The sequence below is a fragment of the Microvirga makkahensis genome, from assembly GCF_009830105.1.
Lineage (GTDB): Bacteria > Pseudomonadota > Alphaproteobacteria > Rhizobiales > Beijerinckiaceae > Microvirga > Microvirga makkahensis.
The window spans coordinates 123,768-149,767 of record NZ_WURB01000001.1; the positions used below are offsets into that span (position 1 = coordinate 123,768).

At 64.1% G+C, this 26,000-nt stretch carries 21 protein-coding genes; 9 read left to right on the plus strand and 12 right to left on the minus strand.

The features are described 5' to 3' along the window. The first annotated feature begins 35 nt into the window (after positions 1-35). A complete protein-coding gene (locus GR328_RS00705; RefSeq protein ID WP_160882616.1) occupies positions 36-1,250 on the plus strand; it encodes an NADP-dependent isocitrate dehydrogenase in 1,215 nt (404 codons plus the stop codon). Positions 1,251-1,365: 115 nt separating this feature from the next. On the opposite strand, the gene GR328_RS00710 is transcribed toward GR328_RS00705, so the two are convergent. After that, positions 1,366-2,607, minus strand: a complete 1,242-nt coding sequence (locus GR328_RS00710) for a YwqG family protein (RefSeq protein WP_343039248.1) — start codon at positions 2,605-2,607, stop codon at positions 1,366-1,368. A gap of 32 nt (positions 2,608-2,639) precedes the next feature. Here GR328_RS00710 and GR328_RS00715 point away from each other — a divergent pair, with 32 nt between their 5' ends. After that, positions 2,640-3,101 carry a GFA family protein gene (locus GR328_RS00715; protein ID WP_160882618.1) on the plus strand — a complete coding sequence of 154 codons (462 nt, stop codon included), beginning with the start codon at positions 2,640-2,642 and terminating at the stop codon, positions 3,099-3,101. 164 nt (positions 3,102-3,265) lie between these two features. Here GR328_RS00715 and alaS read toward each other — a convergent pair whose 3' ends face one another. Further along, on the minus strand, positions 3,266-5,914 hold the full coding sequence (gene alaS, locus GR328_RS00720) for an alanine--tRNA ligase (protein ID WP_160882619.1): 2,649 nt from the start codon (positions 5,912-5,914) through the stop codon (positions 3,266-3,268). A gap of 427 nt (positions 5,915-6,341) precedes the next feature. Between alaS and GR328_RS00725 the strand changes: the two genes are divergently transcribed. After that, positions 6,342-6,911: a hypothetical protein gene (locus tag GR328_RS00725; RefSeq protein WP_160882620.1), complete on the plus strand. Its 570-nt coding sequence runs from the start codon at positions 6,342-6,344 to the stop codon at positions 6,909-6,911. Positions 6,912-7,091: 180 nt separating this feature from the next. Here GR328_RS00725 and recA read toward each other — a convergent pair whose 3' ends face one another. Next, positions 7,092-8,186, minus strand: a complete 1,095-nt coding sequence (gene recA / locus GR328_RS00730) for a recombinase RecA (protein WP_160882621.1) — start codon at positions 8,184-8,186, stop codon at positions 7,092-7,094. Positions 8,187-8,357: 171 nt separating this feature from the next. Next, positions 8,358-10,889, minus strand: coding sequence for a cell cycle histidine kinase CckA (gene cckA, locus GR328_RS00735; protein WP_160882622.1), 2,532 nt, complete (start codon positions 10,887-10,889; stop codon positions 8,358-8,360). Positions 10,890-11,317: 428 nt separating this feature from the next. Between cckA and GR328_RS00740 the strand changes: the two genes are divergently transcribed. Further along, positions 11,318-12,484, plus strand: coding sequence for a flagellar biosynthetic protein FliO (locus GR328_RS00740; protein WP_160882623.1), 1,167 nt, complete (start codon positions 11,318-11,320; stop codon positions 12,482-12,484). Positions 12,485-12,743: 259 nt separating this feature from the next. Here the strand turns inward: GR328_RS00740 and dksA are convergent, their stop codons facing one another. The 6 genes from dksA to GR328_RS00770 all read right to left on the minus strand — a co-directional run bounded on the left by dksA (position 12,744) and on the right by GR328_RS00770 (position 18,413). Continuing rightward, positions 12,744-13,163: an RNA polymerase-binding protein DksA gene (gene dksA, locus GR328_RS00745; RefSeq protein ID WP_116529411.1), complete on the minus strand. Its 420-nt coding sequence runs from the start codon at positions 13,161-13,163 to the stop codon at positions 12,744-12,746. 176 nt (positions 13,164-13,339) lie between these two features. Beyond that, positions 13,340-14,326, minus strand: coding sequence for a YcjF family protein (locus GR328_RS00750; protein WP_160882624.1), 987 nt, complete (start codon positions 14,324-14,326; stop codon positions 13,340-13,342). Then, a complete protein-coding gene (locus GR328_RS00755; protein WP_160882625.1) occupies positions 14,323-15,771 on the minus strand; it encodes a YcjX family protein in 1,449 nt (482 codons plus the stop codon). Before GR328_RS00755 ends, GR328_RS00750 begins: the two co-directional genes overlap by 4 nt. 423 nt (positions 15,772-16,194) lie before the next feature. Further along, positions 16,195-16,590, minus strand: coding sequence for a hypothetical protein (locus GR328_RS00760; protein ID WP_160882626.1), 396 nt, complete (start codon positions 16,588-16,590; stop codon positions 16,195-16,197). Between the two features lie 214 nt (positions 16,591-16,804). Beyond that, the gene (locus GR328_RS00765) at positions 16,805-17,251 is read right to left on the minus strand and encodes a hypothetical protein (protein ID WP_160882627.1); all 447 of its coding nucleotides are present in this window, start codon (positions 17,249-17,251) and stop codon (positions 16,805-16,807) included. Between the two features lie 142 nt (positions 17,252-17,393). Beyond that, the gene (locus tag GR328_RS00770; protein WP_160882628.1) at positions 17,394-18,413 is read right to left on the minus strand and encodes a hypothetical protein; all 1,020 of its coding nucleotides are present in this window, start codon (positions 18,411-18,413) and stop codon (positions 17,394-17,396) included. Between the two features lie 361 nt (positions 18,414-18,774). Between GR328_RS00770 and GR328_RS28425 the strand changes: the two genes are divergently transcribed. After that, positions 18,775-18,951, plus strand: a complete 177-nt coding sequence (locus tag GR328_RS28425; RefSeq protein ID WP_425486995.1) for a GNAT family N-acetyltransferase — start codon at positions 18,775-18,777, stop codon at positions 18,949-18,951. A gap of 147 nt (positions 18,952-19,098) precedes the next feature. On the opposite strand, the gene GR328_RS00780 is transcribed toward GR328_RS28425, so the two are convergent. Together GR328_RS00780 and GR328_RS00785 are read right to left on the minus strand one after the other, a co-directional pair. After that, complete coding sequence (locus GR328_RS00780; RefSeq protein WP_160882630.1) at positions 19,099-19,623, minus strand: SixA phosphatase family protein; 525 nt, start codon at positions 19,621-19,623, stop codon at positions 19,099-19,101. After that, a complete protein-coding gene (locus GR328_RS00785; RefSeq protein WP_160882631.1) occupies positions 19,623-20,471 on the minus strand; it encodes an AAA family ATPase in 849 nt (282 codons plus the stop codon). Before GR328_RS00785 ends, GR328_RS00780 begins: the two co-directional genes overlap by 1 nt. Positions 20,472-20,712: 241 nt before the next feature. On the opposite strand from GR328_RS00785, the gene GR328_RS00790 reads away from it, so the two are divergent. The 4 genes from GR328_RS00790 to GR328_RS00805 all read left to right on the plus strand — a co-directional run bounded on the left by GR328_RS00790 (position 20,713) and on the right by GR328_RS00805 (position 25,996). Next, positions 20,713-21,999, plus strand: coding sequence for a cystathionine gamma-synthase family protein (locus GR328_RS00790; protein WP_160882632.1), 1,287 nt, complete (start codon positions 20,713-20,715; stop codon positions 21,997-21,999). A gap of 504 nt (positions 22,000-22,503) precedes the next feature. Then, positions 22,504-22,662 (plus strand): hypothetical protein, encoded by a 159-nt coding sequence (locus GR328_RS00795; RefSeq protein WP_160882633.1) that lies wholly within the window; start codon positions 22,504-22,506, stop codon positions 22,660-22,662. A 356-nt stretch (positions 22,663-23,018) separates the two neighbouring features. After that, positions 23,019-24,809, plus strand: a complete 1,791-nt coding sequence (locus GR328_RS00800; RefSeq protein ID WP_160882634.1) for a cation:proton antiporter domain-containing protein — start codon at positions 23,019-23,021, stop codon at positions 24,807-24,809. 11 nt (positions 24,810-24,820) lie between these two features. After that, on the plus strand, positions 24,821-25,996 hold the full coding sequence (locus tag GR328_RS00805; protein ID WP_160882635.1) for a vWA domain-containing protein: 1,176 nt from the start codon (positions 24,821-24,823) through the stop codon (positions 25,994-25,996). Positions 25,997-26,000 lie beyond the last annotated feature (4 nt).

The following is a 26,000-nucleotide window of genomic DNA, read 5'->3' on the forward strand; positions in this document are numbered from 1 at the left end:
CTGTTCCAGCTCCTCAAGAAGCGCAAGGTGAGATCATGGCGAAGATCAAGGTTGCCAATCCGGTCGTCGAACTCGACGGCGACGAGATGACCCGCATCATTTGGCAGTACATCAAAGACAAGCTGATCCACCCCTATCTCGACCTCGAACTGAAGTACTACGATCTGGGCGTCGAGCACCGCGATGCCACCAATGACAAGGTCACCGTCGAGGCGGCCGAGGCCATCAAGAAGTATGGCGTTGGCGTGAAATGCGCCACCATCACGCCGGACGAGGCCCGCGTGAAGGAGTTCAATCTCAAGGAGATGTGGAAGTCGCCCAACGGCACGATCCGCAACATTCTCGGCGGCGTGATCTTCCGCGAGCCCATCATCTGCAAGAACGTTCCGCGCCTGGTGCCAGGCTGGACCCAGCCGATCGTCGTCGGTCGCCACGCCTTCGGTGACCAGTACCGCGCCACAGACTTCAAGGTGCCCGGCAAGGGCCGGCTGACCATCAAGTTCGAGGGCGAGGACGGCACCGTCATCGAGAAGGAAGTGTTCAAGTTCCCGGACGCCGGCGTGGCCATGGCCATGTACAATCTCGACGAGTCGATCCGCGATTTCGCCCGCGCCTCCATGAACTACGGCCTGATGCGCAAGTATCCGGTCTATCTCTCCACGAAGAACACGATCCTCAAGGCCTATGATGGCCGCTTCAAGGATATCTTCGAGGAGGTCTACCAGAACGAGTTCAAGGCGAAGTTCGACGCCGCAGGCATCACATACGAGCACCGCCTGATCGACGACATGGTGGCCTCGGCCCTGAAATGGTCGGGTGGCTATGTGTGGGCGTGCAAGAACTACGACGGCGACGTGCAGTCCGACACGGTGGCGCAGGGCTTCGGCTCGCTCGGCCTGATGACCTCCGTTCTGATGACGCCGGACGGCCAGACGGTGGAAGCGGAAGCCGCCCACGGCACCGTGACCCGCCACTACCGCGAGCACCAGAAGGGCAAGGAGACCTCGACGAACTCCATCGCCTCGATCTTCGCCTGGACCCGCGGCCTGGCGCACCGCGCCAAGCTCGACGGCAACGAAGAGCTTGCCAAATTCTCGGCGACCCTGGAGAAGGTCTGCGTCGACACGGTCGAGTCCGGCTACATGACCAAGGACCTCGCCCTCCTCGTCGGCGCCGAGCAGAAATGGCTCTCCACCACCGGCTTCCTCGACAAGATCGACGAGAACCTCAAGAAGGCGATGGGGGCTTAGTCGAAGTCCCCTGTTTCTCGAAACGATGGGAAGCCCGGCCCAGTGCCGGGCTTTTTGCTGCGCGTTATTGGGGAGCCAGTGGAGTCGGTTCTGCCAAGTCCATTCTTATGCACGCTCAAGGACACTGCAGAATCAATCGAGCCTTCACGAAGCGGCGCATTTTCAGATCGTCGCGGTGGATCCACAGATAGAGCATCCCGGAGTCGCCCCACATCATAGCGTTGTTACCGTCAGACGCGATTTGGACCAGGAAGACCCAGCTCTGGCGCTCGCGCTCAACGTCGCTATCGAACACCAATTCAGACCCGTGACTTAAATCAATCCCTCGGGTCAGGAGCACGCATTCCAACGCCATGTCATTCTGTATTTGGGTAGGATAGCCCCCGACACGATGGCTGCCATTGGGAAGCTCGAGATCGTCGCTCCACTCAAGGAGCAGATCTCCGTCATTGTCCTCGAAGTTATCAAAGGTCCGCGAATAAGGACTCTCGCAAATGAGAGCGGCGGCCAAATTGCAGCGCAATGGATCCATTCGCGTTTCGGCTATATCCTCTGGAGCAGACTTGCGCATGAGTGCCGAAACCGGCGTCTCGTCGAAAATCAGACGGGCTCTGACTTCATCCCCCAGTCGGAAGCCCCAGGGCTGCTGCTTAACGTCATAGAAGAGAAGAAGGCGGCCCTCCTTTGGGAAATCTGCGCCCAGATCGGCGACAGCTGCAACCGCAGCCAAGTCAATCTGTGCAATAAAGCCAAGGGGCGCCTCGCGCATTGCACCATCGGCCAATTCAAGCGCCTCAGAACGGTGATTTCGACGCTCCTCCTCAGACATCCAACTGATCTTTGGAATGTTCCCGGCACTCTTGAGATGCTCTTCGCGAACGTCTTCCCCTTTGGGATATGGCGGGCGGATAGGCCAAGCCATACTAGGCGGAAGATCTGGGTAACCGCCTATCTTAGTTGCGCCTAGGGGGATCTCCTCCTCGCGGTCGACGGCATCTGAAGTGATAGCAACTGTAAGTCTCGCACGCTCGGCAACCAAGTGTGCGATTTTCGGCGACAAACCCTTGTTCGGAAGGCATTCTTCGGTCTCCTGTGCCGTCCTGAACAAGTCAAAGCCCTCACGTTCATGTATGTTTATAACATATACTATCCCCTCCCCCCCCGACCGTCCCGCAATGCTGAATTTCGTAACCTCTGAGGCCCTCGCGTTTCTCACCCACGACGAGCGGAAGTGATGTTTTTCCAGCCGTTGCTTAAATAAGATTGTCGAGCAAGCGATCCACGAATGGTTCGCCAACGGATCCCGATGAGAAATCGGGTGGATCGTGGGTTGGGTCAGCCGAGGATACCTGGACACGACTCTCTCGAGCCCAGAAGGAGACTGAGATCATGCCAGACTCAAATCCCACCTTGACCGGCGGCTGCCAGTGCGGCGCGGTGCGCTATGCGCTGATGTCCGAGCCGACGGAGCCCAGCATCTGCCACTGCCGCATGTGCCAGAAGGCCTTCGGCAATTACTTTTCGGCTCTGACCGGCGTCCCGCGCAAGGATCTGGTCTGGACGAAGGGGCAGCCCGGCATCTTCAGGAGTTCTGAGGCCGTGGAACGGGGGTTCTGCCGGGATTGCGGCACGCCGCTGACCTACTCCTACCTGGAACACGATCGCATCAGCGTCTCCATTGGCAGCCTCGACGATCCGGGCCGGGTGACGCCGGAGGTTCAATACGGCATCGAAAGCAGGATCCCCGTCTTCGAGAGCCTGCACACGCTGCCCGGCCAGCGCACGGAAGATTACGTGTCACCGGAGGAACTGGCGAAGATGGCCTCACGGCAGCATCCCGATCGCGATTGACGTGCGGGTCCCTGCGCGCCTCATCACCGGTCTTGTGCCCTGACCCCGTTTCCCGAAAAGTGCGGGCCCACCAAGGCGAGATGGCCGGGACGAGCCCGGCCATGACGTAAGTCTGTTTTGAACCCGATCCGGACCGGCGTGCGCTGCCCGCGACGATGCTGCCCTTAAGCCGTCGCCAGCGCCGCCTCGATGGCCGAGAGTGCGGCTTCAGCCTGCGCTCCGTCGGGACCGCCTGCCTGGGCCATGTCGCGGCGCCCGCCTCCGCCCTTGCCACCGAGCTTTTCGGAGCCGATGCGCACGAGCGAGACCGCATCGTACTTCGCGGTCAGGTCCTCGGTGACCGCGACCACGATGCCCGCCTTGCCGTCCTCTGCCACACCCACGATGGCGACGATTCCGGAGCCGAGGCGCTTTTTGCCCTCGTCCGCGAGGCTCTTGAGATCCTTCATCTCGACGCCGGTCACGGCACGCGCCATGAGCTTGGTGCCGTTGACCTCGCGGATCGGATCGCCGCCGGCACCGCCGCCACCCATGGCGAGCTTGCGGCGGGCTTCCGCCAGATCGCGTTCGAGCTTGCGGCGCTCTTCCAGAAGGGCCGCGAGGCGCGAAGACACCTCGTCCACCGGAGTTTTGAGGAGGCTCGCCACCTCGTGCAGTCTGCGGCTCTCACCCGCAAGGTAGCGACGGGCGGCATCGCCCGTCATCGCCTCGAGACGCCGCACGCCCGCAGCCACCGCGCTCTCGGACACGATGGTGACGAGACCGATATCGCCCGTGCGGTTCACATGGGTGCCGCCGCAGAGCTCGACCGAAAAGGTCTTGTTGCCGTCGCCCTTTCCCATGGAGACGACACGAACCTCGTCGCCGTATTTCTCGCCGAAGAGGGCGCGCGCGCCGGACTCGATGGCCTCGTCCACGGCCATGAGCTTGGTGACGACCGGCTCGTTCTGGAGCAGCACCCTGTTGGCGATCTCCTCGACCTGCTTGAGCTCCGCCTCCTCGATGGGCTTCGGATGGCTGAAGTCGAAGCGCAGGCGGTCGGGCGCCACCAGCGAGCCCTTCTGGGCCACGTGATCGCCGAGCACCTGCCGCAGCGCCTCGTGCAGGAGGTGGGTCGCCGAGTGGTTCGCCCGCACGGCCGAGCGGCGCTCGTGGTCGACGATCAGCTCAAGCGACTGATTGAGCCTCAGCGTACCTTGCTCCACGGTGACGTGGTGCACGAAGAGATCGCCGAGCTTCTTCTCCGTGTTGGTGACGAAAACGCGAGCGCCGTCGCCCTGCATCACGCCTGTATCGCCGACCTGACCGCCAGACTCGCCATAGAACGGCGTCTGGTTGAGAACCGCAAGACCGGACTCGCCGGGCTTGAGCTCGGGCACCTCCTTGCCATCCTTGAGCAGGGCCAGGACGATGCCCTCTGCGTTCTCGGTGTCGTAGCCGAGGAACTCCGTAGCGCCCGTTCGCTCCTTCACGGCAAACCACACGGTTTCCGTCGCCGCCTCGCCCGAGCCGGACCAGGCCGCACGGGCCTTCTCGCGCTGGCGCTCCATGGCAGCGTTGAAGGCGTCAGTGTCGACCCCGATGCCGCGGGGCTTGAGCGCGTCCTGCGTCAGATCGAGCGGGAAGCCGTAGGTGTCGTAGAGGGTGAAGGCCGTCTCGCCCGAGAGGTTCTGGCCCTTGGTGAGATTGCGGCTTTCCTCGTCGAGGATCGTGAGGCCGCGCTCCAGGGTCTTTCGGAAGCGGGTTTCCTCCAGCTTCAACGTCTCGGTGATGAGCGCCTCGGCGCGGATCAGCTCAGGATAGGCCTGCCCCATCTCGCGCACGAGGGACGGTACGAGGCGGTACATCAGCGGTTCTTTCGCGCCGAGCAGCTGCGCATGTCGCATGGCGCGGCGCATGATGCGGCGGAGCACGTAGCCGCGGCCTTCATTCGACGGCAGCACGCCGTCGGCTACGAGGAAGCACGAGGTGCGCAGGTGATCCGCGATCACCCGGTGCGACGCCTTGCGGTCGCCCTCCGGCGCGACGCCGGTGGCATGAGCCACGGCCTCGATGAGGGTGCGGAACAGGTCCGTGTCGTAGTTGGAGTACACGCCCTGCAGGATCGCGGAGATGCGCTCCAGGCCCATGCCGGTATCGATGGAGGGCCTGGGCAGGCCGATGCGGTTGCCGGGCTCGATCTGCTCGTATTGCATGAACACGAGGTTCCAGAACTCGAGGAAGCGGTCGCCGTCCTCCTCCGGGCTGCCGGGGGGGCCGCCCCAGAGCTTGTCGCCCTGGTCGATGAAGATCTCCGAGCACGGGCCGCAGGGGCCCGTATCGCCCATCTGCCAGAAATTGTCCGAAGTCGGGATGCGGATGATCTTGGAATCCGAGAAGCCGGCAATCTTCTTCCAGAGGTTCGCCGCCTCGTCGTCGTCGTGGTAGACGGTGACGAGGAGCCTGTCCTTCGGCAGGTTGAATTCCTTGGTGATCAGACCCCAAGCGAGCTCGATGGCGCGCTCCTTGAAGTAGTCACCGAACGAGAAGTTGCCGAGCATCTCGAAGAAGGTGTGGTGGCGCGCCGTGTAGCCTACATTGTCGAGGTCGTTGTGCTTGCCGCCCGCACGCACGCATTTCTGCGCCGTCGCTGCCGTGCTGTAAGGACGCTTCTCGGCGCCCGTGAAGACGTTCTTGAACTGCACCATGCCGGCATTCGTGAACATCAGGGTCGGGTCGTTACGCGGAACGAGGGGGCTCGAGGCCACGATCTCATGGCCGTTCTTGGCAAAGTAATCGAGGAAGGCCGACCGGATTTCGTTGACGCCGCTCATGGGTTCTCAAACTCGGATGCAGGGGGCTTTTCGGGCCCAAAAAAGGTATTGTTTCGACGGGGGTTTTAGCGGCAGCCGCAGGCGCTGTCGAGGCGGCGTTTAGGCTAGGGAAGCGAACAGGCCCGCACCGGGCGCCTCGGCCCAGACGGCCGATCCGTGATGCAAGAACTCCCTCCCCCTCACCACCCGGGATCCTGGGAGAGCCAGGACCCGATCTGACCATGCTGTCGAGGCAGCGGTTTCCTTGCCTTTCGAGATGTGCGCCCGATAATCAACTTGAGACTCATAAGCAGTTCGGGGAGCGGCAACGCCAGTGTGGATCGCGTCTTCTCGTGGGCGCTCAGGCAGTGCGTCATGGAGGATGGGGAGAGCGGGCTTCCTTGCTCTTGCAATCCTCGGCGGGCCTGCGGCGGCGCAAACTCCTGTCATGCTGCTTCCAGAAGAGCGAACTTGGCACCTCACGTTATACGGCAGCCGGTGGGTCAATGCCGACCTGCTGGAGATCCCGGAACGGACGCTCACGGGCAGACTGACAGCCGAGGACGCCTACTTCGTCGGAGCGAGCCTCTCGAGAGTGGTCGTCCCCTCGTTCTCCATCCCGCTGCCGGGTACGGATCTCGCTTTTCAGGGCAACCGGGTCGAACTCGAAGGCCAGGTGCTCCGCCACTTCGGCAATCAGAGCCATTGGGAAGGGACGCTCGCGCTCATGTTCCGAACCGGGCAGATCCCGCTCTTCGGTGGATTGAGCGTCAATCTGGCATTCGGCGAAGGTCTCTCCCTGTCGTCGGAACGGCCGCGGCTCGAAGGCGGCGACGGCGTCGAACCCGCCCGGCTTCTCAACTATCTCGCTTTCGAAGCCGAGTTCTCCCATTCCTCGCTGCCGGGCGTCTATTTCGTTCCCCGGATTCATCACCGCTCCGGCGTCTTCGGGCTCTTCGCCGAAAAAGGGTCCGGGTCGAACTTCATCGGAGCCGGGATCAGAGTGGATCTGAGATAGGTTCTGGCCGAAAAGGCCGCCGGGATGACCCGGCCGGCGGGCGGTCCTGCGCCGGCTTTTCCTGAACTGGAGCCAATAAAGACCGCCGCGATCTCTCGCGACGGCCCTTCCTTTGCCCTTGAAGGAGAGCAAACCTCGATGGAGCTTGGTCTCAGCCGGAAACCGGCTGAGCCGTCTGCCTTAATCGGCGGAGCCTTCGTCCAGGTCGTCGGCGGTCGGGGTCGCCTGCTCCAGGATGCGGTCGGCGATCAGACCGGCATTCTGGCGAATGAGGGCCTCGATCCTGCCGGCGACCTCGGGGTTGTCGCGCAGGAACTGCTTGGCGTTCTCACGGCCCTGGCCGAGACGTTGGCTGTCGTAGGAGAACCAGGCGCCGGACTTCTCGACGATGCCGGCCTTGACCCCGAGATCGACGAGTTCGCCCACCTTGGACACGCCCTCGCCGAACATGATGTCAAACTCGACCTGCTTGAAGGGCGGAGCGACCTTGTTCTTGACCACCTTCACGCGCACCGAGTTGCCGATCGGATCATCGCGATCCTTGAGCGTGGAGACGCGGCGGATGTCAAGGCGCACGGAAGCGTAGAACTTCAGCGCGTTGCCACCCGTGGTCGTCTCCGGGGAGCCGTACATGACGCCGATCTTCATGCGGATCTGGTTGATGAAGATGACCATCGTGTTCGAGCGGGAGATCGAACCGGTGAGCTTGCGCAGGGCCTGGCTCATGAGGCGGGCCTGGAGGCCCGGCTGAACCTCGCCCATCTCGCCGTCGAGCTCGGCCTTCGGGGTCAGGGCCGCCACCGAGTCGATGACGAGCACGTCAACAGCGCCGGAGCGCACCAGAGTATCGGCGATTTCGAGCGCCTGCTCGCCGGTATCGGGCTGGGAGATCAGGAGATCGTCCAGGTTAACGCCGAGCTTGCGGGCATAAACGGGATCGAGTGCGTGTTCCGCGTCCACGAAGGCGCAGACGCCGCCCTTCTTCTGGGCTTCGGCGATGGTGTGCAGCGCCAGCGTGGTCTTACCGGAGGATTCCGGCCCGTAAATCTCGATGATGCGACCGCGGGGCAGTCCGCCCACGCCGAGCGCGATGTCGAGGCCGAGCGACCCCGTCGAGATGGTTTCGATTTCGACCGGCTGCTGGCCCTTGCCGAGCCGCATGATCGAGCCCTTGCCGAAGGCGCGCTCGATCTGAGAGAGCGCCGCGTCGAGAGCTTTCGACTTGTCTTTATCCATTGATGAGCTTTCCACCAGTCTCAGAGAAGACTGCGACATGACCAATCATCCTTATGGCAGGAGGAGGAGTGAATCTCAACGCGGTGTTGAGGGAATATATGTACTCTCTTTGTTCCCCCTTACAAGTTCTTTTTTCGTTCTCTTTCGAGAATTCACAGCCTTATTGAACGGCAGATTTCCGCAAAGTGATTAGGTAGAATTTTCAACCACTTATTGCCCAATGACCTGCTTTACGGTCTCAACCAGCTGACGCAGGCTGAAGGGCTTGGGCAGGAAGTTGAAGTCCTCCCCTTCGGGAAGATTCTTGCGGAAGGCTTCCTCCGCGTAGCCGGAGACGAAGATCACCTTGAGATCGGGATAGAGCTTGCGCAATTCGCCCAGCAGGGTCGGCCCGTCCATCTCCGGCATGACGACGTCGGAGACCACAAGGTCCACGGGAGCGCCGCGTTCCTGGATGATCTCCAGGGCCTCGATTCCGGAGGCCGCCTCAAGCACCGTGTAGCCACGGGCAGAGAGGGCCCGGGCATTCACGGCGCGGACCGGGTCCTCGTCCTCCACCAGGAGGATGGTGCCCTGACCCGTCATGTCGGCGGCGGGCTTCTTGGGAGCGTCGGCCTTGGCCTCCTCGGGCACCTCCTGAGCCTCCGCGACGTGGCGCGGAAGGTAGATGCGGAAGGTCGTACCCTGCCCGGGCTTCGAATCCACGTCGATGTAGCCGCCCGACTGCTTGACGATGCCGAACACGGTGGAGAGGCCGAGGCCCGTTCCCTTGCCCACCTCCTTGGTGGTGAAGAACGGTTCGAAGATCTTGTCGACCACTGCCGCGCTCATGCCGATGCCGGTATCGGACACCTCCACCAGCACGTAGTCGGCGGGCGGCATGCCGCTCACGTTCAGGCGCGCGGCGTCCTGGGCCGGGACATTGGCTGTGCGGATCGCGAGCTTGCCGCCGTCCGGCATGGCGTCGCGGGCGTTCACGGCCATGTTGACGATCACCTGCTCGAACTGGTTCACGTCCGCCTTCACGAACCACAGGTCGCGGCCATGGCTCAGGTCCAGTTCCACCCGCTCGCCGAGGAGGCGCTTGAGGAGCATGGAGAGATCGTAGAGACGGTCGTTGAGGTTGAGAACCTCCGGCCGCAGGGTCTGGCGGCGCGAGAAGGCGAGGAGCTGGCGCACAAGGCTCGCGGCCCGATTCGCGTTCTGCTTGATCTGCATGATGTCCTGGAAGGACGGGTCGGTGGGCCGATGGTTGGCGAGCAGCAGGTCGCTGTAGCCGATGATGGCTTGGAGCACGTTGTTGAAGTCGTGCGCCACGCCCCCGGCGAGCTGGCCCACCGCGTTCATCTTCTGCGATTGAGCGAGCTGCTCCTCGACTTTACGGAAATCCGTGGTGTCGAGGGCGTAGAGGATAGCCGTCTCGCCGTCCGCCCCCGTATCGCCGGCGGGCGTGACCCAGACCCGGACGGCGCTGCCGTTCTCCCCCGCCGTCTGAAGCTCCAGCGGGGCGATGTCGCCCCGGTTCTCCGCGACCGCCTTGAGGGCGGCCTCCAGGGGACCGCTCTCGCGGAAGCTCTCGAAGATCGAGGGGCCTTCGCCGGTGCTGTCGCTGGCGCGCGGCAGTATGCCGAAGAGCTTGGAGAAAGGCGCATTGGCGTGGACGATCCGGCCCGCGCGGTTCACGGTCGCGATCGCGATCGGCGTGTTGTTGAAGAAGCGGACGAAGCGCACCTCGGCGGCACGCTGCCCCTCGTCCACCTCGATGCCGGGCGATCGGTTGAGGACGAGGGTGCGTGATGCGCCCATCCTGCCGTCTAGACCGAAGGCGACGCGGTGATAGAGGCGCGCGGGCAGGAACTGGCCGCTGCGGCGGCGCAGGTCCAGATCAAGGGTTTCGGTACGCACGCTCCCGGGCTCGCCGGTGAGCGAGGTCATCATCGCCACCACGTTGCGCGGAACGATATCGCCGAGGCTCAGACCGCCGGAGCCGACCTGGGCGAGATCGTAGTCGAGCCATGTCGCGAGCGTGGCGTTGAGATAGACGATGGCGCCTTGGGGATCGATGGAGAGAAAGCCCGCCGGCGCGTGATCGAGGTAATCGATCGCATGCTGAAGCTCCTGGAATACGTTTTCCTGGCGCTCCCGCTCATGGGTGATGTCGGCGATGCTCCACAACGTGGCGTCCCTGCCGCCGGACCGTGGCACCGGGCGCACGCGGACCCGGTACCAGCCGAATTCCTTTCTGCCGTCGAGGGAGGGCGAGAGGCGGATCTCCTCCATGCCGGTGCGGCGCTCGCGCCCGGCCTGGGCCAGGCGGTAGATCGCCTCGGAAACCTCCGGAGCGCCCATGAACAGGCGCTCGACGGCGCGCGCCTCGCCCCCGTCGGAACCCGCGTACGAGAGATAGGCCTCGTTGGCATATACGATCCGGCCCTCGCCATCGACCACGGCTAGCCCCTCGCTCGCCGTATCGGCCATGAGCTTGGTGATGTCGTTACGGGGAGCCTGCCCTGCGAACTGGACGACTCCGATGGCCCAGGCAAACAGGAAGAACACGCCCGCCATGGCGAAGAAGGCGAGAAGGCCCAGAATCAGGGGCTGCGCCTGCTCGTTCCCGAGAAAGCGAAGGCTCAGCACGGCACCGGCCAGAACGGCGGCAAGCAGCAGGACCCACCCGAAATGGCCGGGGCGTTCGGAACGGTCGATGGTCGAGCCCTTCGGCATGTCGCCCTGGTGAGCCATGTCCTTCACAATCCCTCAGGAAGGCGGATGTGCCCGCAGGCACCGGGCGAGAGAACTCGCCTCAACCGCTCGATCTTCGAAGCGTCCTACACGGAATTCATTGATTGTCCTCTAAGGCGGCATCGCGGGGCCGCGCAAGTGCTCCGCCGGCGGCGGGCTGGGGGAATAATTCTCAACTTGCCCCGTGCAGGCCACATTTTGGGTGCTTGAGGGCATTTCATCCCCTGGCGGATTGCGGGCCCCTTCGTGAACCCCATATGCCGCAAGGCGGAATTTGCACCGTTAACCATCTGTTAACCTTGCGGCTGGCTTTGACGGTCAATGTGATACAAACAACACAGAACTGGCCTGCCCTAGGCCTCCACAAGGCTTGAGATTTCATCGTGTCATCACTTTTTGGTTTTGAAGCGTCGCGAGCAGTTCTTTTCGTGATCGCGTTCGCCATCATCCTCGCCCTGGTAGCCCTATTCGGCCTGGTGCTCCGCAAGCTGACCGGCGCCCGCCTCATCATGCCGGGAAACGACCGGTCCCGTAGCCGTCAGCCGCGCCTCGGCATCGTCGATGTCTACGACCTCGACCGGCAGCGGCAGCTTCTTCTGCTGCGTCGCGACAATGTCGAGCATCTTCTCCTGATCGGCGGCCCCAACGATGTGGTTATCGAGACGAACATCGTTCGCGTGGCCGGCGCCCGCCTTCCGGCCGCCGCCAGTGAGCCGGCGCAAGAGCGTCTCGAGCCTGCCTTCGATCAATCCGCTCCTCGCCCGGCGCAGGCCGAAACCGGCGGACGCCCCTCCATCGAAACCCAGCTCGCCGCCCAGCTCGACGCCTTCGTTCGCCGTCCTTCGGAAAACTCGGACGTCGACCAGGAGCTTGCAGCGGTGGACTCCATCAGCGCGCCCGTTCCGGCTCACGCCGAGCCTCTCCTGAAGCCGGACAATGTCTCGATTTCGGCGGCTCCGGCCGGCACGGCCCTTCGTGCCGAGGCCCGCATGGCTCCGCCCCAGGGCGCTCCCGTGCCTCCTCAGGCCGAGCCGCGCCCGGCTGTCACGCCCCCGCCTTTCCAGTCCCGGGCGACGCCGACGGCTCCGACCCCGCCTGCATCTTTCCCGACCACCGAGCCCGCCCGTCCGTCTCCGGCCACGGCCCCTGCCGGGATGTCTGCCGCTCCCGCCGTGAAGACCGGCCCCGACGCAGCGGTTCTCTCCAACATGGCCAAACAGTTGGAGGAAGCCCTAAAGCGTCCCGCCGCACCAGTGACCCCGCCTACGGCCCCGACCTTCGAGGCGGGTGAGGAAACTGCCGCGGACGAGGACGACCTGCTCGAAACCGCTCAGGCGGAGGAAGCCCGCACGGATGACCGTGACGAGAACCTTGAGAGCCTCGTCGAGGAGCCCGTGACCCCTTCGCAGCCCGAACCGCCGCGCCCGGCCGGCGAGCCCGTGCGCCCCGCGCCCTCGCCTCTGCCTTTGCGGCAGCCGGAACCTGCCGCATCTCCGGCCGCGCGCAAGGAGCCTGATCCCTTCTCGGTCGAGGACATCGAGGCCGAGTTCGCCCGCCTGCTCGGGCGTCCACTCGACCCTTCCAAGAAGGGGTAGCGTATTGCGCGGCGCCAGAGAGCGGAGTGAGCGAAAGGTGGACCCGGCGTCCGCTTGCTCGCCTTATTCGCTCCATCTCGTCATCACCGGCCCTGCGCCGGTGATCCCACCCCATCGAGCATCGCGTCCTTCCGACTGGGATGGCCGGGGCTGATCCCCGGATCAAGTCCGGGGACGGCCATGACGGGGGGAGACACGCAAAGAAAAAGGGCTCCGTCACCGGAGCCCTTTTCGTTGTCATTGGAATGACCGGAAGGGATCAGTCGTCCCGGTAGACCCGCTCGTTGCGCTCGTGACGCTCCTGGGCCTCCAGCGAGAGGGTCGCGATGGGGCGAGCCTCGAGACGCTTGAGGGAAATCGGATCGCCGGTTTCCTCGCAATAGCCGTAGGAGCCGTCGTCGATCCGGGCGAGTGCCGCATCGATCTTGGCGATCAGCTTGCGCTGGCGGTCGCGGGCGCGAAGCTCGATCGCACGATCCGTTTCAGAAGAGGCGCGGTCCGCCAGGTCAGGATGATTTTCGTTCTCGCTCTGCAGGGTCGCGAGGGTCTCCTGAGCCTCTTTGAGGATGTCGTTCTTCCAGCGGATCAGCTTGCGCCGGAAATACTCCCTCTGCCGTTCATTCATGAAGGGCTCGTCTTCTGTCGGTCGATATCCCTCATCAATAACGATGTCTGTCATGTTCGGCCGTTGTTCCCCGATGAACTGTGGCGCCCCTATATAGGGAAGCGGGTTCCACTACAACGCTCTTCCATGTCACCGATTGGTCTAAATGCCGCTCCGGCCGTGCCCGAAGGCATTGAAATACAAGACAAAGCCCAGCTCCGTACGATTTGCCGCACTCCATCGGGTACTTCTTAAGAGGTAGCCGCCTCCGCGCGATTGACCAATTCCCCCGCAACATCGCCGATTTTCGGCACCTCCTCCCGGATGAAGGGCAGCGGCCGGCAAACGGAGAGCGCAGCCAGTCCGAATCGGGCGGTCATGAGCCCGTTCAGCACGCCCTCGCCCAGCTTCGCCGAGATCCGGGCCGCCAGCCCAAGCCCGAGAACCTGCTGCATCAGGCTGTCCCCCACGGCTACCCCGCCCGTAACGGCGAGGTGGTTCAGCGCCGCCCTGGCCAGACGAAGAAAGCCGAAGAGGCCGGGCCTGCCGCCATAGATCCGCGCCAGGGTGCGCAGCAGCCGCACGGCTGCGAAAATCACGAAGGCCACGTCCACGATGGCGCGAGGGCTCACAGCCGTGACCAGGGACACCTGCTTGGCCGCGGCTGCGATCGCGCGCTTGGCCTGCGCATCGAGGGGCGCGAGCAGCTCGCGCTCGGCGATGGCCAGCCGGTCGTCCGCGTCGATGATCTCGTCCGTTAGCTCCTTGATCCGGGCTCTGCCTTTCGCGGAACCGCTCCTGGCCCCGTAGAGATTTGCGAGATCGCCCACGATCCCCTTGGCCGCCTTGTGGTCTTTCACGGCCAACGCGTCGATGGCGGCTTCACGCAGCTTCTCGATCTTCTGCTCCCGCAGAATCCCCGCCACCTCGCGCCACACAAGGGCGAGGAAGGCAAAGGCGGCCATGACGACGAGGGCAAGCGCTACCCAGCCGAGCCAGGGCGCGACAGCATGGAGCTCGACGATCAGGTTCTGGAGGGTGAGACCGAGCCCCAGGACGAGGAGGCCGGAGAGGGCCGAGAGCAGAATGCCCGTCCACGGCGCGCGCCGTCGCTCGCTCATGGGCACGACGACGCCGTCCGCCGCCTCGATGGCGTCGAAGGGCTCCTCGATGACTTCAATGGAGCCTCCGGCCACGTTGGGATCGTCGAGGCGGAATGCGCGAGGTTGGCGGCTCATGCGAAACGGTCCCCCAGCAGGAATTCAAGCGCGCGGTCGAGGCGGATATGGGGCATCTTCGCCATGCGGCCCGCCGCGTCCACGGGCAGCCTCGGCGGCCTGAAGCGGGGAAAGCGCAGGGAGCCGGGCTCGATGACTCCCTGGAAGATGGCCTCGGCAGTCTCGGGCAGCTCGCCCGGAAAGATCGCGGCCTCGGTCTCGCCGTCGAAGACCTCGGCCTCCACCCGCTCCCCCGCCTCCGGCACGCCGGCCACGGCCCGGAGGGTCTCCCGGCCCTCGCGCACCGTCGTTTCGCGCGTCGCCCGCATAGAGGCGAGCGCCACCGTGCCCACCCGCGCGCCAGCGGCTTCCGTGCGGCGCGAGGCGCGGTTCACGAGGAGACGCAACACCGCATCGAGCCGGTCGTGGTCGGTGTGATGGATATGATCGGCCTTGGTGGCGGCAAACAGCACCCGGTCGGCACGTGGCGAGAACAGGCGGGAGAACAACGTGTTGCGTCCGATCCGGAACGCCAGGAGCACCTGATCGAGCGCTTCCTCCAGTTCGGCCAGGGCCGCAGGACCCGCATCGATGGCCGCCAGCACATCGACCAGCACGATCTGCCGGTCGATGCGCTGGAAATGATCGCGGAAGAAAGGCCTCACGACATGGGTCTTGTAGGCTTCGAAGCGTCGCTCCATGAGAGCCGCAAAGCTGCCCGGCGCAATGGTCTGCCCGTGGGGCAGGTCAAGAGGCGCGAAGGTGAGCGCCGGCGAGCCCGCCAGATCGCCCGGCATGAGGAAGCGCCCGGGCGGCGTCGTCGCCACGGCCTCGGCCCCGGCACGGAGCGCCAGCAGGTAATCCTTGAAGGCATCGCTCGCCTTCGACGCCAGCACCTCGTCTACGGGACCCGCCGGATCCAGCGCCCTCAACACCTCATGCCAGCGGCCGGCCACGGCCGCCCGGTCACGGCGGCGGCTCGCCTCGACCGTCTGGCGGGACCATTCGGCATAGTCCGCATCGAGGAGCGCCAGATCGAGCAGCCATTCGCCGGGATAATCGACAATGTCGAGGGCAAGCGAGGCCGGACCGGGGCGCCAGCCCGCTTTGCGTTCATATTCGACATCCACCCGCAACTCGCTGATCCGGCTCGTGGATTGGGGCCAGCGGCGCTCCAGCGTGAGCGCCGCCATGTGCTCTTCGAACGGAAAGCGCGGCACGGCATCGTCAGGCTGAGGACTGAGATGCGCCCGCCGGATTCGGCCCTCCGCAGAGGCGCGGAAGGCGGGCAGATTGGTGCCCCGGGTCAGGTGATGCACGAGCGCCGTGGTGAACACGGTCTTGCCGGAGCGGGCGAGACCTGTGACGCCAAGACGGAGAGAAGGCTGGATCAGTTGGCCGGACGCTTCCCAAAGGGATTGTGCGGCAGCGCCCATGCGGGAGGGAATGTCGGTAAGAGGCGGCACGCGGAACCTGGACTTTGCTGAGCTTGGGATCAGATGGGGTTCGCCAAGCCGAATATAAAGCACGGATTCCGCTTTTCCTCCTCACCGCGATAGGCCCACCGGAGTGGAGCGCAGCTGAAGAAGAAACCTCCTGAACTCTTTCGGGCCTCCATCAGAGGCGCGAGTTCTCACGTATTCTGGCCAGCGTCAACGGCACAGGTCTCGATCCCCTTTGTTCTCTCTCAAAGAATAGTGACGACACAACGCGCCACTAAACAAGCCGAGCCGCCCATGACCTATGTTAGCAGGTGAAATAAGCAAGAAGACCTATTCATCGATGGAGAGGAAATCATGCACATGGAAGCGAAAACACCCCTTAGATGGACACGCATCGGCTGAACTCCATGATGATCGATGTTCCACCTGCATTGGGCGATGGGGATTTCAAACAAGATTCGTCGGCGCGATCCAACTGGCGAGGTTCCTCGAGATCTGGAGCGCCCCGCCTTCCGCGTTGACGATGTCGACGCCCTTGGCGTTGAGGGCGTCGACCTGTGCCTGGGTCAGGCCCTGAACAGCGGCCTCGGTATCGGCGAGTTCGATCACGTCGTCGGCGCTGAGGACCACGCTGCCCAGGGCCTCGAATTGAGCCAGCGTGAGCGACAGCCTGTTGGCGTCGTCACTCAGATGGGCATTGAGCGAGAGGACGCCGTTGCCGGCCAGGGCCGTGGTCTGCTCGGTGGTGAGATTGCGGATCGCCTCGGCGGTGTCGACGATAGCTATGCTCCCCTGCGGGAAAGGTGCTCCGGCGAGATATTCGGCGACGGTTTTGGTTGTCACGGCCATTGTCTTCAAGCCTCCCGGTCGAGCCGAAGCGGCGTAGAGGCTTCAGCCTAGGACCAAATCCCAAGCCATGATCTGCCACGCTGCATAGCCCTTTACGGTTGTAACGTTGCATATTGATCGAACCGCAGCGGATTGCAACTTTATTTCTGAAATATCCTACCTATAGCGACCTCAATCGAGCCCGGCCGAACAAGGCTTCGTTGGAGCCTCAGGACCCAGAGCCTTGCCCATGTCCCATCCGGCCTTGCCGGATCGACTTCTCCGCCTTCGAGGACCGAAGCCCCATATAGGGCCGCCCATTGTAGCGTTTCCGCAGATAGGCATGGAGCCGGCGCAAGGCCTCCGCATCATCCGCGACGACCATCGTGACGACCAGGACGTCACCCTCGCTGCATTGCTCCGATGTCGGCGCCTCGTTGTGCTCCAGCCATTTCCTGGCAATCTCGCGAGAGCAAAGTGCCCAGCCGACATAGCCGACCGCAATCCCGTTGCGGACAGCGAAGGCATAATGGCGGCGGCGGATCTGCCCGGCGACGGCGCCGACCAGCCTGTCGGCCCGATAGGCACCGAACGGGGCATGCGCGGCGACATAGGTCACGGCCAGTCCCGTCGCGGCATCGACGTCCGGAACCTGCTGAATGGAGATTGCGGTCAAATCCTGCACCTCGCCCCGAAGAGAGTTCTTGCGAACGGCCGACAGCTTTATCTGATGGCTGACCGCCCCCGCTGACCCGCCGCTGGGCGGAAGGAATGCTCGCCGAGCCTGCCCCTTTCCGGCCATTCCAGGCAGGGCCGGTCTAATTGTCAAGGCGCGGAGAAACGGTCGGGCGCGCCCTGGCGCTCGCCTCGACTTTCCCGGCGGCCCGCTCGATGGCGGCCTGCACGAATTCCGGGCTTGCACGGACCGTCCCCAGTTCGAAGGCGGACATGGCCCGCATGACGGGGGCGAGGTTCGGCAGGGGCTTGCCGTCCGCGTCGAAGAGCTTGAGGTCGTCATCGGGACCAAGTCCCAGGCCTTCGACCATGCGGCTCGCGTAGTTGCGCAGGCGTTGCTCGTCGGGCGCGCAGGCAGAAGAACCCTGGAGCTTGGATGCAGTGGAGGCTGTTGCCGACGGATCCCGCTTCGGCTTGGGCTTCCGAACCACGAGAGGTCTCGGATCGGAGGCCCGGGGCCTCTCGCCCATCCCCGCCGCGATGCTCGGCACTCTGTATTGCGGCGCCTTCGGCGTCATGGCAATGACCATGGACACTCGGCCCGGCCTGCCGCGGGAGCCGCCCTTCGCCGTATAGCGCACCACCCTGCCCTTGCGCCGGGAGGCGAGATACCGGGCCCGCACCGTGCCGCCGATGCCCCGGACGGCCAGCACCGCCATCCCGCCGATTCCGGTGGCGACGCCGCATTCGGGGGGAGCCCAGCGGCGCACGATATCGAGGGCAGATTTGCGGTTGTAATCGAGATAGTAGCGCTTCAGCAGCAGGGCTGCGGCATCGGCCCCGTGATGGGCGGAGGCGAAGCCCACATGCCCCTCGCTGTCGGTGGCGAGTTCCCCGTTCCAGCGGGCACTCTTGATGCACCAATAATTGTTCAACCTCACGCAGCGGGTGACGAAGGGCCGCTCCGCCTTGAAGAGGGCCGCCAGCATGATCACGGTCTTCGGCTCGAGCGCATCGATGGCTTCGGAGCGCCAGTTGGTCACCTCGCGGCTCCGAGGCTCATAGCGCGCCTGAAGCGCCTGCGCAGGCGCCGCCAGATCCGCCATGTCGGGAAGCAGGGCGCGTCCGGCAAGACCGAGCGCGAGAAGCGTCTGAAGCAGCATGGTGAGATTGCGATCCCGCGAATGCCTGAGAGTATCGAGATGGTTTCAGGAGAAACGATGGCCGGACCGATATGTTCATGCGGGCCGGATCGCGGGATCTTGACCTTGGCGCCCCCGCCTTTCACGAATAATGCGCCCGATCCCGCCTGTCCCTCATGACAGCCGATATCCTGATCCGAAGCCTAATGCTGTCCGACGCCCAAGCCTACCGGAACCTGAGGCTGGAAGCCCTCGCCACGAGTCCCGAGGCCTTCGGCTCTAGCTGGGAGGCAGAAGCTCCGCTTCCTCTCGACATGATCCGGGCACGCATTCCGGCCTCCGGTCCGAGCGCGATCTCCGGAGCCTTCGCGGGCGACCCCTCGTGGGGATGGCGGGCCTGGCGGTCTACGAGCGGGCCAAGTCATCCCACAAGGGCTTCATGTGGGGCGTCTACGTACAGGCGGGGCAGCGCGGCCGTGGGCTGGGAAAGAGGCTGGTCCGCCAGGTGATCGGTCAGGCCTCGCGGCGCGTGATCGTGCTGGAGGCGGGGCGGCCGTAGGCATGACGAACGGGAGCGCCCGGCGCAACTATCACGCCTTTGGCTTCAGGCCTTACGGGATCGAACGGTAGGCCCTGCGCGTCAGCGACGTCTTCTATGACGAGGAATTGCTGTTCATCGACTTCCAGCAGCCCGAAATCTAGGATCCTAGTCGTCGTCGCCCTCCCCGATGGATTTGGGCGTCGCGAAGCGGTCGAGCCGCCCGGACTTGCGCGTCACTTCGGCCCAGCTCTCACGCGGGAAGTCGATGACGGCGAGCCCCGCCGTGGGATACTTGCGCCCGAGCCGCAGGATGCCGTCCATGTCGCCCTCGCCGATTAGGAAGCTCGCCAGCTCCTCGAAGCCGGGATTGTGGCCGATCATCAGAAGCGTGCGAGCTTCAGGCTCCACCTCCTGCAGGACGTCGAGAAGCCGCGCGACGGGAGCCTCGTAGATGCGTCCATCCTGCCGGCTCGGCACCTCGCCAACGATGGACTGGACGAGCTCCCAGGTTTCCTGGGTTCGGCGCGCCGGAGAGACAATGGCGAGATCCGGCGCGAAGCATTCGCGCTTGATGTAGTTGCCCATCGCCACGGCGGCCTCCTGCCCCCGCGCGGCAAGCGGCCGGTCCAGATCGAGAACGCCCGGCGGCCAAGCGGCTTTGGCATGGCGGAGAAGAAGCAGTCTAAGCATCAGCGCCCTTCCCGTCTCGCGATGAAGGCCAGCTTCTCGAAAAGGCTCACATCCTGCTCGTTCTTGAGCAATGCCCCATGAAGCGGAGGGATGAGCCTGCGGGTGTCGCGCTCGCGCAGGGTTTCCGGGCCGATATCCTCGGAGAGCAGAAGCCTGAGCCAGTCGAGCAGCTCCGAGGTGGAGGGCTTCTTGCGCAGCCCCGGGACATCCCGGACCTCGAAGAAAATCTTGAGCGCCTCCTCCACGAGGCGATGCTTGATTCCCGGATAATGCACCTCGACGATGCGGGCCATGGTCTCGGCGTCGGGGAACTTGATGTAATGGAAGAAGCAGCGGCGCAGGAACGCGTCCGGCAGTTCCTTCTCGTTGTTCGAGGTGATGATGACGATGGGCCGTTGCCTGGCCCTGATCGTCTCGCCGGTCTCGTAGACGAAGAATTCCATGCGGTCGAGTTCGAGCAGGAGGTCGTTCGGGAACTCGATATCCGCCTTGTCGATCTCGTCGATGAGCAGGACGGGCCGGGTCTCGGAGCTGAAGGCCTCCCACAGCTTGCCGCGCCGGATGTAGTTGCCGATATCCGACACCCGCGGGTCGCCGAGCTGACTGTCGCGCAGTCGCGAGACCGCATCGTATTCGTAAAGACCCTGCTGGGCCTTGGTAGTGGACTTGATGTGCCAGGTGAGGAGCGGCGCGTCCAGCGAGCGGGCGATCTCCTCGGCGAGGACGGATTTGCCCGTGCCGGGCTCCCCCTTCACGAGGAGCGGGCGCTCCAGCGTGATCGCCGCATTGACGGCCACCGTCAGATCATCGGTCGCCACATAGCTTTCGGTTCCGGTAAAACGCGCCATCCCCACCCTTCCCTATCGACGAGCGGAGCCTAGAGCATCGGCCTCAAAAGTGGAAACCACTTTTGGGATCTGGGCGGTTGCCCTCCTGTAAACCGGCGCATCGCTGAAGGCGGAAAAACCGGAACCAATCCTCACCGACGCAGCCCGGCGAGTCCGCACGATGCGCTTAAGTCGTGCCCCCGGCTTTCGGCAACTGCTCTCATCATGTAAGCCCAGAGCGAACCCGGGAGGACAGATACCCATGGCTTACAACCGTTATCACAAGGATCGCATCGGCAACCACAAGCTGAAGCCCGAGACCCTCATGCTGGGTTACGGCTATGATCCGACCCTCTCGGAAGGCGCAGTGAAGCCGCCGGTCTTCCTGACGTCGACCTTCGTTTTCAACAGCGCCGAGCACGGCAAGGAATTCTTCGATTACGTATCCGGCCGCAAGGAGCCGCCGAAAGGTGAAACCGCGGGTCTCGTCTATTCCCGCTTCAACCATCCGAATGCGGAGATCGTCGAGGACCGCCTCGCAGTCTTCGAGGAGGCCGAATCAGGACTTCTCTTCTCCTCCGGAATGTCGGCCATCGCCACCACGATCCTGGCCTTCGCCCGCCCCGGCGACGTGATTCTCCACTCGCAGCCGCTCTATGGCGGCACGGAGACCCTGATCGCCAAGACGCTCGCCAATTTCGGCATCGCGGCCGTGGGCTTCGGCGACGGCGTCGACGAGGCCGGCATCCGTGCGGCGGCGAAGGAAGCGCAAGGCAAGGGCCGCGTAGCGATCGTCATGATCGAGACACCGTCCAACCCGCTCAACACCCTCGTGGACGTCGCCCTCATCCGCACCGTCGCGGAGGAAGTCGGCGAGGCTCAGGGCCATAGACCGATCATCGTGTGCGACAATACCCTGCTCGGCCCCCTCTTCCAGAAGCCGCTGAAGCATGGCGCTGACATCTCGGTCTACTCGCTCACCAAATATGTGGGTGGCCATTCGGACCTGATCGCCGGCGCCGCCCTGGGCTCGAAGGAGCACATGAAACCAGTCCGCCTGCTGCGCTCGGCTATCGGCACCCAGCTCGATCCGCATTCCTGCTGGATGATCGGCCGCTCGCTCGAAACCCTGGCGCTGCGCATGTCGGCAGCCAATCGCAATGCGGAGATCGTGGCCGCCTTCCTGCACGAGCACCCGAACGTCGCGAAGGTTCACCACCTCGCCTATCTGCCGGAAGACTCGCGCACCCGTCAGGTCTACGAGGCGCAGAGCGACGCCCCCGGCTCCACCTTCTCCTTCGACGTGAAGGGCGGCGAAGCGGAGGCCTTCAAGGTGCTCAACGCGCTCCAGGTGTTCAAGCTGGCGGTCAGTCTGGGCGGCACGGAATCCCTGATCTCCCATCCCGCCTCAACAACCCATTCGGGCGTCCCGAAGGAAACACGCGACCGGCTCGGCGTGACCGATGCCACGATCCGCGTCTCCATCGGCATCGAGCATCCCGACGATCTGGTGGCGGATCTGGCGCAGGCGCTGGCGACGCTCGGGTAAACGACGGCTGCGTCTTTTCAACGCCAGCTGCTCCCGCGCCGTCCCGGACCTTTGCCGGCCCTCTCCTGCCCCACTCCGTCGGCGTCCCTGGCCTCGTGCCGGCCATCCCGATCGGTTTGACACTGCGTCCTTCCGATCGGGATGGCCGGGAGAAGCCCGGCCATGCGGAGGAGACTATGACGTGGAGGTTCATGCGCAGGAGAAAGCAGGGGCAGGATCATGCTCCTGCCTCGTTCTTGCCTGCCGAAGAATATGATATGACACTTTTAAATCCGGTCCGGCGGGGCGTGCGCTCTTCGACATCCATTCCCACGGGCGTGCATTCTACCGCTGGCTTCCGCCTGGATGCACCCAAGCTGCAGCATCTCCTTTGAGCTTAGAGTTTCGAATCCGAGGAACGGAGGAATAGGCAACGACGATCGGCTTCGGAACGAAACCTGGAGCCCTGAAACCGCAGAGCGGTTCCAGGTAAATCTAAAGAGGTCCGGGAAGAGGCCTCACTATATGCGTATACAGGCTGACATTCTGGCCCGAACGCATCGTAACGTCGCGCTCACATTGCTTGAGCAGAACCTCGTGGTGGATGGCGACTACTGTGTTTTCGGGATTGCTCAGGCCTATCTGCTTCTGCCGCATCTGCTCGCGGCGCGCAAGCCTCGGTAAGACTACGCCCGAGCACTCGATAGTCTTGACGCGCGCAGAACGTCGCCGACCTTTCCGGTTGGGGACCATGAATGGCATGGTGCCAGAGTCGTTATCCTGTCAGAACAGGGTCGGAAAGTGGAGGCCGTACAGGAAGGCATGCTGGCCCTCAAGGCCGCGCAGCAGACAAAGTCCGGCTTCTGGTATCATCTTGATATTGGTCTCGTTAGAAGCACACCGGATGATTTCGGATCCCGTCCGGAATGCCTTGCAAATTCGACGCCCCGACGGCGTTCGTTCCAGCGATGGCGCCCCGCGATTTGCCCTTGCGCTCCCGTTCCCCGTGGAACGACAATGCGCCCGAACGGAAGGAACACATGAGTACCGCGATCGACCTGCACGCCTACCAGGAGCCCATCCTTTTTCTGGCCACGGCAGGCGTCGTCGTTCCGGTCTTCCATCGGCTGAGGATCAGCCCGGTTCTGGGCTTTCTCGCGGCCGGTGCCCTGCTCGGCCCCTATGGCCTCGGGCGGCTCATCCCGTCCTATCCCTGGGTGGACTGGCTGACCTTCACGAATCCCGAAGGCACGTCGCGGATCGCCGAGTTCGGCGTGGTGTTCCTGCTCTTCACCATTGGCATCGAGCTGTCGTGGCAGCGCCTTCGCATCCTGCGCCGTCAGGTCTTCGGGTTCGGCACGCTTCAGGTCCTGCTCTGCGCCCTGGCGCTTGGCCTGCCCGCCTTCAAGGTCGTGGATTCGATCGCGGCGGCGGCACTGATCGGCCTTGCGCTGGCGCTTTCCTCGACCGCCATCGTGCTGCCGGTCCTGGCCGAGCAGAAGCGCCTCCACTCCGTGGCGGGACGCGCGAGCTTTTCCGCCCTGCTGTTTCAGGATCTGGCGGTGGCGCCGATTCTGTTCGCGATCGCGGCTCTCGACATGCGCCAGCCCGAAGTGACCATGCTGTCCTTCGCTGCGGCCCTGTTCCAGGCGGCCCTGGCGCTCGCCATCATCGTGGGCCTGGGGCGGCTGATGCTGCGTCCCTTCTTCCAGATGGTGTCCGCCACCAAGAGCCCTGAGCTGTTCATGGCTGCCTGCCTGCTCGTCGTGATCGTGACGAGCCTGATCGCCGCGGTCAGCGGATTGTCCATGGCGCTCGGAGCCTTCATCGCGGGCATTCTGTTGTCCGAGACGGAATATCGCCGGGCCGTCGATACTACGATCCAGCCCTTCAAGGGACTCCTGCTCGGAGTATTTTTCGTGTCGGTCGGCATGAGCCTCGATCTGGTCCGTTTCCTCGAGGCGCCGGTAACCATCCTGGCGGTCGCCACCTTCCTCATCGCCACCAAGAGCGTGATCATCTTCTGGCTCGCCCGGCCCTTCGGCCTCAATGCCGCGGAGGCGGCGGAGACTAGCCTGCTGCTCGGCCCGGGCGGCGAATTCGCCCTCGTCATCCTAGGAGCCTCGATGGCGGCCGGCCTCATTCCTTTGGAGGTCGGGCAGAGCCTGCTGCTCGTTACGACGATCACCATGGTGGCGATTCCCTTCTTCGCCCGCCTCGCCCCCCGCCTGAGCCGCCAAATGGAGCGGAGACGGCGTTCCGGTGCCGAAGCCGCCGAGCCCCCGCCGCCCGAGGAGCCCGGCCGCGTCATCGTCGCCGGATACGGCCGCGTCGGTCAGCTCGTGGGCGATATGCTCCAGCGCCACAGGGTTCCCTATCTCGCCATCGATATGGACCCGGTGCGGGTGGCCGAGGAGCGCAAGGCCGGAAAGCCGGTCTTCTTCGGTGACGGAGCCCATGCGGGCTTCCTGCGCGCCTGCGGCATCGAGCAGGCCCGCGCCCTCGTCATCACCCTCGACACCCCGAGCGCCATCGAGGCGGTGGTGACGGCGGCCCGCCAGGAGCGCCCCGACCTCACCATCGTGTCCCGCGCCCGTGACGCCAAGCATGCGGCCCAGCTTTATGAGCTCGGCGTCGACGATGCGGTGCCGGAGACCATCGAGGCTTCGCTCCAGCTCAGCGAGGCCGTGCTCTCGGATATCGGCGTACCCATGGGCCTCGTGATCGCCTCCATCCACGAGCGACGGGACGAGTTCCGCACGATCCTGCGAAAGAGCAACAGAAAGCCGGAGGGGATCGAATTCCGCGCGCGGCGCACCGTCGGGAAGTGAGGTCGGCAGCCATGTTCCTCGCTTTCTTCACAGAGCTGCGCGCCGCCAAGGTGCCCGTTTCTCTCCGGGAGTATCTCTCTCTTCTGGAGGCGCTAGACCAGGACCTCGCCGACAAGAGCGTGGAGGAGTTCTATTATCTCTCCCGCGCCTGCCTGGTGAAGGACGAGCGCCATTTCGACCGTTTCGACCGGGTATTCGCCCATGTGTTCCAGGGCCTCGAGCGGATGGGACAGGCCTTGGGCGAGGCGGAGATCCCCGAGGAATGGCTGCGCCGGCTCGCCGAGCGCTATCTCAGCGAGGAGGAGAAGGAGCAACTCGAAGCCATGGGCTGGGACAAGCTCTGGGAAAACCTGAAGAGGCGCCTGGAGGAGCAGAAGGGACGCCACCAGGGCGGCAACAAATGGATCGGGACCGCCGGCACCTCCCCCTACGGCGCTTACGGCTACAACCCGGAAGGCATCCGCATCGGCCAGGACAGGAACCGCAACTTCCGCGCGGTCAAGGTGTGGGACAAGCGCGAATTCAGAGATTTTGACGATAGCGTAGAGCTCGGCGTGCGCAACATGCGCATCGCGCTGCGGCGGCTGCGCCGCTTCGCCCGCACCGGCGCACCGGAAGAGCTCGATCTCGACGGGACGATTCAGGAGACCGCACACAAGGGCTATCTCGACGTGCGACTGCGCCCGGAGCGCCGCAACGCGGTGAAGGTTCTGCTCTTCCTCGACGTGGGCGGCTCCATGGACTGGCACATCCAGGCCGCCGAGGAGCTGTTCTCGGCGGCGCGGCTCGAATTCAAGCATTTCGAGCATTTCTACTTCCACAACTGCGTCTACGAGCATCTGTGGAAGGAGAACCGCCGCCGCTTCGACGAGAAGATCTCGACCCTCGACGTGATCCGCACCTATCCGTCCGACTATCGGGTGGTCTTCGTCGGCGACGCTTCGATGAGCCCCTACGAGATCACCCATCCCGGCGGTTCCGTGGAGCACTGGAACGAGGAAGCGGGCCAAGTCTGGATCCGGCGGATCCTGGACCACTTCCCGAAGGCGGTCTGGCTGAATCCCGTGCCCGAGAACCACTGGAGCTACACCCAGTCTATCGCCCTCATGCGCCAGCTCTTTTCCGGGCGCATGCACCCGCTCACAGTCGAAGGCATAGACCACGCCATGCGCGAACTGATACGCTGAATCT

What these genes read in the sequence shown, in the direction of transcription:
- GR328_RS00705 (WP_160882616.1), top strand. Translation starts at nt 36, where the DNA reads ATGGCGAAGATCAAGGTTGCCAATCCGGTCGTCGAACTCGACGGCGAC.
- GR328_RS00715 (WP_160882618.1), top strand. Translation starts at nt 2,640, where the DNA reads ATGCCAGACTCAAATCCCACCTTGACCGGCGGCTGCCAGTGCGGCGCG.
- alaS (WP_160882619.1), bottom strand. Translation starts at nt 5,914, where the DNA reads ATGAGCGGCGTCAACGAAATCCGGTCGGCCTTCCTCGATTACTTTGCC.
- GR328_RS00725 (WP_160882620.1), top strand. Translation starts at nt 6,342, where the DNA reads ATGCTGCTTCCAGAAGAGCGAACTTGGCACCTCACGTTATACGGCAGC.
- recA (WP_160882621.1), bottom strand. Translation starts at nt 8,186, where the DNA reads ATGTCGCAGTCTTCTCTGAGACTGGTGGAAAGCTCATCAATGGATAAA.
- cckA (WP_160882622.1), bottom strand. Translation starts at nt 10,889, where the DNA reads ATGGCTCACCAGGGCGACATGCCGAAGGGCTCGACCATCGACCGTTCC.
- dksA (WP_116529411.1), bottom strand. Translation starts at nt 13,163, where the DNA reads ATGACAGACATCGTTATTGATGAGGGATATCGACCGACAGAAGACGAG.
- GR328_RS00750 (WP_160882624.1), bottom strand. Translation starts at nt 14,326, where the DNA reads ATGAGCCGCCAACCTCGCGCATTCCGCCTCGACGATCCCAACGTGGCC.
- GR328_RS00770 (WP_160882628.1), bottom strand. Translation starts at nt 18,413, where the DNA reads ATGCTGCTTCAGACGCTTCTCGCGCTCGGTCTTGCCGGACGCGCCCTG.
- GR328_RS00780 (WP_160882630.1), bottom strand. Translation starts at nt 19,623, where the DNA reads ATGCTTAGACTGCTTCTTCTCCGCCATGCCAAAGCCGCTTGGCCGCCG.
- GR328_RS00785 (WP_160882631.1), bottom strand. Translation starts at nt 20,471, where the DNA reads ATGGCGCGTTTTACCGGAACCGAAAGCTATGTGGCGACCGATGATCTG.
- GR328_RS00790 (WP_160882632.1), top strand. Translation starts at nt 20,713, where the DNA reads ATGGCTTACAACCGTTATCACAAGGATCGCATCGGCAACCACAAGCTG.
- GR328_RS00795 (WP_160882633.1), top strand. Translation starts at nt 22,504, where the DNA reads ATGCGTATACAGGCTGACATTCTGGCCCGAACGCATCGTAACGTCGCG.
- GR328_RS00800 (WP_160882634.1), top strand. Translation starts at nt 23,019, where the DNA reads ATGAGTACCGCGATCGACCTGCACGCCTACCAGGAGCCCATCCTTTTT.
- GR328_RS00805 (WP_160882635.1), top strand. Translation starts at nt 24,821, where the DNA reads ATGTTCCTCGCTTTCTTCACAGAGCTGCGCGCCGCCAAGGTGCCCGTT.